The following is a 9,012-nucleotide window of genomic DNA, read 5'->3' as shown; positions in this document are numbered from 1 at the left end:
TGGCGTTCGCCAGCTTCGCCGAGGCGTCGGTCGCACCGCCGAGATAGGGGTAGATGACCTTGACGCCCTGGCTGATCTGCGCCTGGGTGGCCTCCTTGGCCTTCGCCGAGTCGTTGAAGTCGCCGGTGTAGGTGCTCGTCAGGGTGGCCTTGGGCACGATCTGCCGGATCCCGGCCAGGAAGGCCGTGGAGGCGGCGACGCTGTAGTCGGCCTTGATGCCGGTGATGAACCCTGCCTTGGTGTGGCCGGCCGCCTTCATCTTCAGGCCCGCGGCGAAGCCGGCGACGAGCATGGACTGGTTGGGATCGTCGCTGGACAGCAGGATCTTCGGGGTCTGATCGATGTTCGCCTGCATCGGCACGTACCAGGCGGTCTTGCCGCAGACCGGCTCCTCCGATGCCGGGATGGCGGCCTTGAGCTCACTGGCGCCGAGCGCGACCATGTCGACGCGCTGCTGGCACAGTGCGCGTGCCGCGGTGAGCGCGTCGCTCGGTGGCACACTGCCGCGCTTGATGACCGTCCAGCCCTTCTCCTTGGCGAAGGCGTCCGCCGAGTCGACGAAGCTCTGGTAGTAGCCGCGGTCGTTGATGTCGCCGGGGCTGAGGACACCGATGACGACTTTGCCGTCGCCGTTGACATCGGGTTGCTTGAGGCTGGAGGCGCCGCTGCCGCCGCCCGCCGCGGGGGTCGTCTTGGGCGCGGTCTCCTCGTTGCTGGCGCAGCCGGACAGCGCGACGACTCCCGCGAGGGCGAGGCCGGCCGCGGCCCCACGACGCCAGAGCATGTTGTGTGTAGTCATGTGCGTGGTTCCATTCGCTGGGTTGCACCGCCCCGTCGAGGCGGTCGTGGCGGCAGGGGTGCTGGTCAGTTGGCGGTTCGATGCTTCGGTTGAGTTCGACGCCGGAGACGCTCTTGTTGGTGGAAGAGGGACTCTCCCCTTGCGACGGACGCACCACGGGAACGGCGACGCACCACGGGATTCCCCTCCCCGGCCGCTCGGACTCGGGTGGGTTCGACACGGCCCGGGGCGGACCTGATCGAGTTGTCGGTGATGCCGCGGACGGCTGGCGCGCACGGTGTGCTACGGCCGAGAGGTGCTGTGTTCGTCCCGGTCGGTCACTTCGTGCAGACGGCACTCAGAGGGATGGGGCTGTCGGCCGCGGGGGTAACCCACGGGCGATCAGTTCGTTGTTCTCGGCGGTCTCGGCGGTCTCGGCGGTCTCGGCGGTCTCGGCGGTCTCAGCGGTCTCAGCGGTCTCAGCGGTCGTGACGTTCATGGCGAACCCGCCGGTGAGCTCGTTGCGGGGCCGGGTGGCCTTCGGCTCCGTGGTGTCCTGGCGCTGGGCACCGACGGTGATCGCGATCAGCGGAGACTCGCCGCCGGCCGTCGTGTGGTGGCCGTGCGGCGCGACATCGAGCCGTCCGCCCGCGACGGGCGTGGTGATCATCGCGATCGGCCGCGGTGGTACGGATCGCGACAGCGGCAGGCCCTGCTGCCGCGCCGACGGAAGCCCGGGGATGTCGATGACGTTCAACGGTGGGTCTCCTTCACTGGCCGGCCGCCGGCCCCGTGGGCCAGGTCGGGGCGGGGCGTGCGGAGGGCGGCGGAGCGGTCGGTGGCAGCCGCGGCGACTGCGCTGAGCTCGACGCCCGTCGGTCCCTGGTCGCGGACCACCGCACGGCCGTCGACCAGCACGTCCCAGACGATGCGCGACACAGGGCCCCCGACGAGCTGACGGGCCCGATCACCCCGGGGTGTTCAGGCGCGGTCGCGGGCGTCGAGCACGACGTTGCCGGGGGGCGCTTTGCCGGCCTCCGGGTATCCGGTCCGGTCGCCGGGAACGAGCGCCTCGGTGCTCTCGACCCTCGCGAGCACGAGCGTCTGCCTGTCTCCGCGGACGCCGGTACGCGTGCGGCCGGCGCGCCGGGGGCGTTGCCGCCGATGCCGCGCGCTCCGACCCGGTGGGTACGATCACCCACCGCGCAGCGCGAGCAACTGCTTCGGCCCCGGGTGGGATCGGCGATGTCCCGGCCACCGCAAACGACCGGGCTGACTGCGAACCCGGTCGCCATCACCGTCCCGGCGAAGTCCGCGCCCGGCACCTGGGGAAGACGGAAACCGGGGGTCGGGCCTGGCCCCTTGAGTCGCACCGGGTCCGGTCGGCTCGGCCCGCGGTACTCGGCCTCGACGACGTCGCGCGATCCGCGCATCGGTTCCGGGACACCTTGGGGGAACACGGCCTCGGGCCCGCTGTAATCGGTCTGCACCATGGCTCGCACCGCGGGGCCTCCTCACCCTTGCCGTCTCGCATTGCGAGGTGGTGGAACGTATTGCGAGGTACTCTGACCTCCGGCGCCCGGTGCTGTCAACGCTCCTGCACCACATCTTCTTTTCCTCGGCGTTTCCCCTGTTCGCAAGGGCGAGGGCCCAGTTGGCGGCGGTTCGAGGCCGGTGCGCAGGCAGGCGTCGCCGGGCCGTGCGGCGGCTCGGCGACGTACGAAATGCCGGTTCAGCGGCCGGTCGACAAGCGAAGGGCGAATGCCGGTTCAGCGCTCGGCCGGCGCCGGCTCGTCATCGCCGCACAGTGCTGGTGGTGGTCGGCGAGCAGGTCCAGGGCCATGAGCGCCCGACGCGGTCGCGCCGAGGTGGTGGGAAGCGGGGGCCGTGCCGAGAAGGTTCTTGATCTGACGCGCTCGGTAGCTCACCGAGCCGTGGTGCGGACGCAGTTGATTCCAGACTGTTTCCAGACACTCCGCTGGCGGTCCCTCGCGGCCGGCCGGACACATTGAGTCGCCATCGGCTGCGGACGCTGCCGGATCGGCGCGAGTTGCGTTTCACCGTACGCATCGAGTCGTACGTACGTACGCGCGAGAGGCAAGTGCCTGGACGACCCCACGGCCGTCAGCAGCCGTCGAAGGTGAGCAGTGTGGGGACGCGCCGGGCCCGGGCCAAGCCGCGCGGCCCTGAGGGCTCGGTGGAGGCCCGGGCCAGGCCCCTGAGTGAGCCGGGACGGGAGCCGCTGGCCGCCGTCACACGGCCGTCTGCGAACTCACCGCCGGTCATCCTGCGGCGCAGTCGGTCCCGCGGGCGGGCGAACCCAACGCCACCGACACCGCGGTCCACGGTGTGCGCGCCTCCTGCCGCACGGGGTACTCGCATCAGGCAGGGGTGTGGACCAGGCGCGCGGGCGGGAGTCGCTGTCGTGCGGTAGGCACCGGCCGGCGGTCACAACCGTTCGACCCCCGGTCCCATGGCCACCGCGCACACCGAAGGGCTCACCGTCCCGGCCCCCAACCGTCGACGACGTCGGCCGGTGTGTGCTGCGGCAGAGCCGCGGCACAGTTCGCCCCGGCGCGCACGGCGTCGATGAGTCGCGCGGTGACGGTGGCACGGCCCGTGCCCGCACGTGCGGGCACGGGGTCGCTGTTCGGCAGCACACCGGCCACCGTCATCCCCGTACACACGGGCGACGCCGCGCCCGCACCCGTCGAGCGTGTTTGACCATCGGTTCGGCCACACCGGCCAGCACGCGGTTCGACACCGCGGCCCTCGCTGGTCGCCAGCGAGGGCCGCGGTGGGCAGACAGCTGGGCGCACCTGCCGACCCCGGCGCCCGGAGGAGCACCCGGAGCGTCCGAGCGCTCAGTGCCGCAGGGCACTGCCTCGGTCAGCTCCGGCTCCGGCGCGGTGGGGTCGTGGGGGGGACCCGCCCCGCCCCCAGGGCTTGTCCGGACCACGCTCTGGCGGTGGCTACCCATGCTGTCCGGTCTCAACGGTCCAGCAGCCGGATGGCAACGCCCTTCTCCTGGGTGTACTCGCGCAGCGCCGCGTACCCGCCACCCCGGCTGAAGCCGCTGTCCTTCTGCATGTTGAACGGAAAGCCGATCACTCCCGCGTCATGGAACTGGTTGACCGCCACCTGCCCGGAGCGGACGTTCTTCGCCAGCCGCAGCGCGCGGGAGACGTCGTTGGTCCAGATACAGGCCAGCAGGCCGAAGTCGGTCGCGTTCATCAACTCGGTCGCCTCGGCGGTGTCGCGGAACGACTGCACGGCGAGAACCGGGCCGAAGACCTCCTCGCGGGCGATGCTCATGCCCGCGTCCACCCGGTCGAACAGGGTCGGCCGGACGAACCACCCTTCATCGGCTGGTGCGCCACCGGTGACCAGCCGAGCCCCCTCGCGAGGCGCTTGCTCAAGGAAGCCGCTGACGCGGGCGAACTGCGCGGCACTGACCAGCGGCCCCATGTCCAGGTCGGCTTCCCAGGGCCCGGTCTTGACCGCGGCCATGGCGGCGGCGACCCGCTCCACGACCTCGTCATGCACCGAGGCCGCTACGAGCAGCCGGGCGCCGGCGTAGCAGTTCTGCCCCGCGTTCTCGGTGATGGAGGTGACGATCGCGGGGATCGCCGTGTCGAGGTCGGCGTCGGCGAAGAGTACGTTCGGCGACTTGCCGCCGAGTTCCAGCTTCACCGGGACGAGGTTCTGTGCCGCGGCCGTCATGATCGCCCGCCCGGTGGCGGTGGAACCGACGAAGCTGATGTGGTCGACGCCCGGGTGCGAGGTGAGTGCGACACCCGCCTCGGGGCCGAGGCCCGCTACGACGTTGATCACCCCCGGTGGGAAACCGGCGCGGCGGGCGAGTTCGGCGAGTGCGAACGGGGCCAGCGGCGCGATCTCGGAGGGCTTGAGGACGACCGTATTGCCCGCGGCGAGCGCCGGTGCGACGTTCGCGGCGGTGAGCACCGCGGGAACGTTCCACGGAATGATGACGGCGCACACACCGTATGGCTCGGGAACCGTGTAGCCCAGGTAGTCGGGACTGCGGGTCGGCAGCGTGACTCCGGTGAGCTTGTCGGCGGCGCCGGCGAAGTAGTCGATGATGCCGTGGGCGATGTAGATGTTTGTGCGGCCTCCGGACAGTGGCTTGCCCACGTCCTGTGCCTCGACGGCCGCGAGCGCCTCGACCTCGGCGATGATCAGGTCGGCCCAGCGCCGGATCAGTGCCCCGCGCTCACTCGGGTTGGTCGCCGCCCAGGCAGGGAAGGCGCGGCGCGCCGCGGTGACCGCGTCGTCCACATCGCCGCCGCCCGCCTGGGCCACCTTGGTGATCACCTGTTGGGTGGACGGATCGAGGACGTCCAGCGTGCCGCCGTCGCGGGCCGCAACCCACTCGCCGTCGATGAAGTGTTGGGAAGAAGGAAAGTCAACAGCCGCCATAAGGGGAACATTGACCGACCCCATCACGCATGTCAATATGCAATCTCGCTTTGTGAGGCACTGAGGAGGCCCTGTGCGCGCCACCGCCGCTCTGCTGGAGCAGGCCGGACAGCCGTTCGTCCTGACCGAAGTGGACCTGGAAGACCCCCGCCCGGACGAGGTGCTCGTCCGCGTCGCCGCCGTCGGCGTCTGCGGTACCGACCTTGAGTTCGCCGGCTTCTTCCCCACACCCGCGCTGCTCGGACACGAAGGGGCGGGCGTCGTGGAAAGAGTCGGCGCACACGTCACCTCCGTACGCCCGGGCGATCATGTCGCCATGTCCTTCACGTCCTGCGGCACGTGCTCCCTGTGCCGCACGGGCTCACCCGCCTACTGCCGCGGCTTCGACGCGGTGAACTTCTCCGGCCGCCGACCCGACGGCTCCACCGCGGTGACCCACGGGGGACGGGAGGTCAACGCCCACTTCCTCGGTCAGTCGTCATTCGCCAGCCATGTCGTCGCACCGGAGCGGGCGGTCGTCAGGATCGACCCCTCGTGGGACCTGCTGCGGGCCGGCCCCTTCGGCTGCGGCTTCCAGACCGGAGCCGGCGGTGTACTGAACGTGCTGCAGCCGCGCCCCGGGGCGTCGATAGCGGTCTTCGGCGCGGGGGCCGTCGGCGTGGCCGCCATCATCGCCGCCTCGCTGAGCGGCTGCAAGGTCATCGCGGCCGTCGATGTGAACCCGGCCAAGCTGGAGGCGGCACGCGGCTTCGGAGCCACGCACTGCGTCGACTCACTGGCCGGGGGGACCGCCGAGCAGTTGGCCGCCCTGGTCCCCGAGGGGTTCGACTTCGTGATCGACACGACCGGGCGCGAGGATGTACTGCGTACCGCGGTGGAGGCTCTCGGGCCGCTCGGTCGCGCCGGTGTCATCGGCGTCGGTCCCAGCGAGTCGATGAGCTTCGACTGGCGCAGCATCCTCAACGGACGCACCGTCACCGGCATCGTCGCCGGGGCCAGCCTGCCGCAACTGTTTCTGCCGCGACTGCTCGAACTCAACGCCGAGGGTCGGTTCCCGGTCGAGAAGATGATCACCTACTTCCCGTTCGAGGAGATCAACGAGGCCGTCGCGGCGGTCCGGTCCGGCTCGGTCGGCAAAGCCGTGCTGACCTTCTGAACGTCGCCCACCAGGCATTGTCAAGCTCAGCGGCGCACCTTAGGGTGACCCGACGCCGTTGAGGCAGCTGACATCCGGTGGCGCGGCCGGACAACACCGCGCACAGTCCCAAGCACGTGGAGCGTGCCCACCATGTCTGCCGACTTCGACATTGACTTCGACATTGACTTCGACCACCACTCCGATGCGGCCAACGCCGACCCGGTCGCCTACTACGCGGGCTTCCGTGAGCGCTGCCCGGTGGGCCGCTCGGCCGCCCACGACGGCTTCCACTACACGACGCGGTACGCCGATGTGGCCCGCATCGCCCGCGACGACGCGACGTTCTCCTCGGCCCGCAGCGACCACGGCGGGCAGGGGGTCGGCATCGTCATCCCCAAGGGACCAGGGCTCGAACAGTATCCGATCGAGCTCGACCCGCCACGGGCAACCGCGTACCGGCAGCTGATCAACCCGCTGCTGACCCCGGAGGCGATCGAGCAGCTGGTACCGATGATCGAGCGCCACGCCGCCCGCGTCGTGGACGACTTCATCGAGCTCGGTTCCTGCGACCTCGTCCGCGACCTCACCAATCCGCTACCGGCCGCGGTCACCCTGGACTGGTTGGGTTTCCCCGAGGAGGACTGGGCGAAGCTGGCCGGGCCGATCCATGACATCTTCGCCGCACCGGCCGGCAGTGAGCGCGCCGTGCGGGGGGCCGCGGGGCTGGCCTATATGGACCAGCGTATCCGCGAGTTGGTCGCGGAGCGCCGCTTGGCACCACGGTCCGACGCGGTCAGCACACTGGTGGCCGGCCGGCGTGCCGACGGCGGCGAGTTCGGCGAGGACGAACTGGTGTCGGTGATCGGCCTGCTCATCGCGGGCGGCGTCGACACCACCACCTCGCTGACCGGATCGACCCTCGTCCACCTCGCAAGCCACCCCGAACAGCGCCAACGGCTGATCGACTCCCCCGATCTGCTGGATGGCGCGACCGAGGAGTTCCTCCGCGCGTTCGCCCCGTCGCAGTCGATGGCACGCACGGTCACCGAGGACGTCGAGGTCGGCGGGTGCCCGATGCGGGCGGGCGACCGGGTGCTGATCCCCTGGGTCGCCGCGAACCATGACCCCGCCGTGTTCCCCGACCCCGAGCAGGTACGACTGGACCGGGACGCCAGTCGGCACCTCAGCTTTGGGATCGGATCGCACCGGTGCGCCGGCGCCCACCTCGCCCGGGCCATGTTCCGCGCGATGATGACGCAGGTCCTGACCCGGCTGCCCGACTACCGGGTGATCGAGGAGGGGCTCGTTCCCTACCCCACGCGCGGCAACCAGTCCGGCTGGGACGCGGCCCCTGCCGTCTTCACTCCCGGTCCCCGGGCAACGGCCTCGGCAGGCACGGTCCGCGTGCTGAGCACCCCCACCCCGCTACGGGTGACCGCGGTGCGCGCCGCGGCCGAGGGCGTCGTCGCCGTCGGCCTCGGCCTGCCCGACGGAGGTGAACTCCCCGTGTGGCGGCCCGGCGCACATGTCGAGCTGCGGCTGCCCTCGGGCCGACTGCGTCAGTACTCGCTGTGCGGTGACCCCAACGACGCCACGACATGGCGCATCGGGGTCCTGCGTGAGCCCCTGGGCCGGGGCGGTTCGGCCGAACTCCACGACCTCGCCCGCCCAGGAGCCACGTTCGCGGTACGCGGGCCGCGCAACCACTTCCCGCTCGCCGAGGCGCCGTCCTATCTGTTCCTCGCCGGCGGCATCGGCGTCACCCCGATCCTCGCCATGGTCCGCGAGGCCGCCCGACGTGGCGCGCCCTTCACCGTCGTGTACGGCGGACGCACCCGCTCCACGATGGCGTTCGCCGACGAGCTCGCCGCCGTCGCAGGCGACGCGCTCACCCTCCTCCCGCAGGACGAGGCCGGGCTGCCGGACCTCCCCCGGCTGCTGGGTGGGCTGGATGCGGACACCGCCGTATACGCGTGCGGGCCGCCACCGATGCTGGCGGCCGTCGAGCGCGAGTGCACCCGTCTGGACCTCACCGACCGGCTGCACCTGGAGCGTTTCGCCGCCGGGGACGACCTCGAAACGGCGTTCGACGCCGCGGAGAACCGGACCTTCGAAGTCCAGCTCGCCCGCACCGGAGGTACGTTCACCGTGCCGCCTGACCGTCGCCTCATCGAGGTCCTGCGCGAAGCCGTGAGCGGTCTGTCCTACGACTGCGAGAAGGGATACTGCGGCGCCTGCGAGACCCGTGTACTCGCCGGGACACCGGAGCACCGGGATTCCGTGCTCAGCGACGAGGAGCGCCTTGCCGGGCGCACGATGATGATCTGCGTCGGGCGCTGTCAGAGCGACCGACTCGTGCTGGACCTCTGAGTCTGGTCGGCCGGGGGACCATGTCCGCCGGCCGCCCAGCTGCGGCCGATCTCCTGGCAACGGTCAGCTCGCGCAGGGGGCAACGGCGGGCGCAATGTTCTCGCCGATGAAATCCTGGCTCTCCCGACGTGCGAGTTCAGGATGACGAGGTCTGCCCTGGACCTGTCGAGGAGTTGCCTGTCGTGGCCGGCTCTGTCGGGGAGTTCCTGGGGGCGGGTGCACTCGCGCATCTTCGCTGATGGTTGGCATCGACGTTCGCCTCCGCTTCTTGCCCCGGCTGATCCCT

8 protein-coding genes and 1 pseudogene are annotated in these 9,012 nt (G+C 70.9%); 2 read left to right on the top strand and 7 right to left on the bottom strand.

What is annotated here, in order from left to right; all coding sequences use genetic code 11:
* The 7 genes and pseudogenes from NBG84_RS27095 to NBG84_RS27070 form a co-directional block, all read right to left on the bottom strand.
* The coding region (locus NBG84_RS27095) for a BMP family ABC transporter substrate-binding protein (RefSeq protein ID WP_250922242.1) at positions 1–799 on the bottom strand (799 nt) is incomplete at its 3' end.
* A gap of 337 nt (positions 800–1,136) precedes the next feature.
* The gene (locus NBG84_RS27090) at positions 1,137–1,535 is read right to left on the bottom strand and encodes a hypothetical protein (protein ID WP_250922241.1); all 399 of its coding nucleotides are present in this window, start codon (positions 1,533–1,535) and stop codon (positions 1,137–1,139) included.
* Entirely contained in the window at positions 1,532–1,717 is a 186-nt protein-coding gene (locus tag NBG84_RS27085; protein ID WP_250922240.1) for a hypothetical protein, read from the bottom strand. Before NBG84_RS27085 ends, NBG84_RS27090 begins: the two co-directional genes overlap by 4 nt.
* A 215-nt stretch (positions 1,718–1,932) precedes the next feature.
* Positions 1,933–2,211, bottom strand: a pseudogene (locus NBG84_RS41610) (alcohol dehydrogenase catalytic domain-containing protein); the annotation flags it as partial.
* A gap of 691 nt (positions 2,212–2,902) precedes the next feature.
* Entirely contained in the window at positions 2,903–3,160 is a 258-nt protein-coding gene (locus NBG84_RS27080) for a hypothetical protein (RefSeq protein WP_250922239.1), read from the bottom strand.
* A gap of 116 nt (positions 3,161–3,276) precedes the next feature.
* Positions 3,277–3,438 carry a hypothetical protein gene (locus NBG84_RS27075; RefSeq protein WP_250922238.1) on the bottom strand — a complete coding sequence of 54 codons (162 nt, stop codon included), beginning with the start codon at positions 3,436–3,438 and terminating at the stop codon, positions 3,277–3,279.
* A gap of 331 nt (positions 3,439–3,769) precedes the next feature.
* Positions 3,770–5,218, bottom strand: coding sequence for an aldehyde dehydrogenase family protein (locus NBG84_RS27070; RefSeq protein WP_250922237.1), 1,449 nt, complete (start codon positions 5,216–5,218; stop codon positions 3,770–3,772).
* A gap of 73 nt (positions 5,219–5,291) precedes the next feature.
* On the opposite strand from NBG84_RS27070, the gene NBG84_RS27065 reads away from it, so the two are divergent.
* A complete protein-coding gene (locus NBG84_RS27065) occupies positions 5,292–6,374 on the top strand; it encodes an NAD(P)-dependent alcohol dehydrogenase (RefSeq protein ID WP_250922236.1) in 1,083 nt (360 codons plus the stop codon).
* A gap of 132 nt (positions 6,375–6,506) precedes the next feature.
* The gene (locus NBG84_RS27060) at positions 6,507–8,726 is read left to right on the top strand and encodes a cytochrome P450/oxidoreductase (protein ID WP_250922235.1); all 2,220 of its coding nucleotides are present in this window, start codon (positions 6,507–6,509) and stop codon (positions 8,724–8,726) included.
* Positions 8,727–9,012 lie beyond the last annotated feature (286 nt).

This window comes from Streptomyces albipurpureus (genome assembly GCF_023701525.1).
Classification (GTDB): Bacteria; Actinomycetota; Actinomycetes; order Streptomycetales; family Streptomycetaceae; genus Streptomyces; species Streptomyces albipurpureus.
Note: the sequence above shows the minus strand (reverse complement) of the source record. Positions and strands in the feature narration are given on the sequence as shown.

What these genes read in the sequence shown, in the direction of transcription:
- NBG84_RS27080 (WP_250922239.1), bottom strand. Translation starts at nt 3,160, where the DNA reads ATGCGAGTACCCCGTGCGGCAGGAGGCGCGCACACCGTGGACCGCGGT.
- NBG84_RS27070 (WP_250922237.1), bottom strand. Translation starts at nt 5,218, where the DNA reads ATGGCGGCTGTTGACTTTCCTTCTTCCCAACACTTCATCGACGGCGAG.
- NBG84_RS27060 (WP_250922235.1), top strand. Translation starts at nt 6,507, where the DNA reads ATGTCTGCCGACTTCGACATTGACTTCGACATTGACTTCGACCACCAC.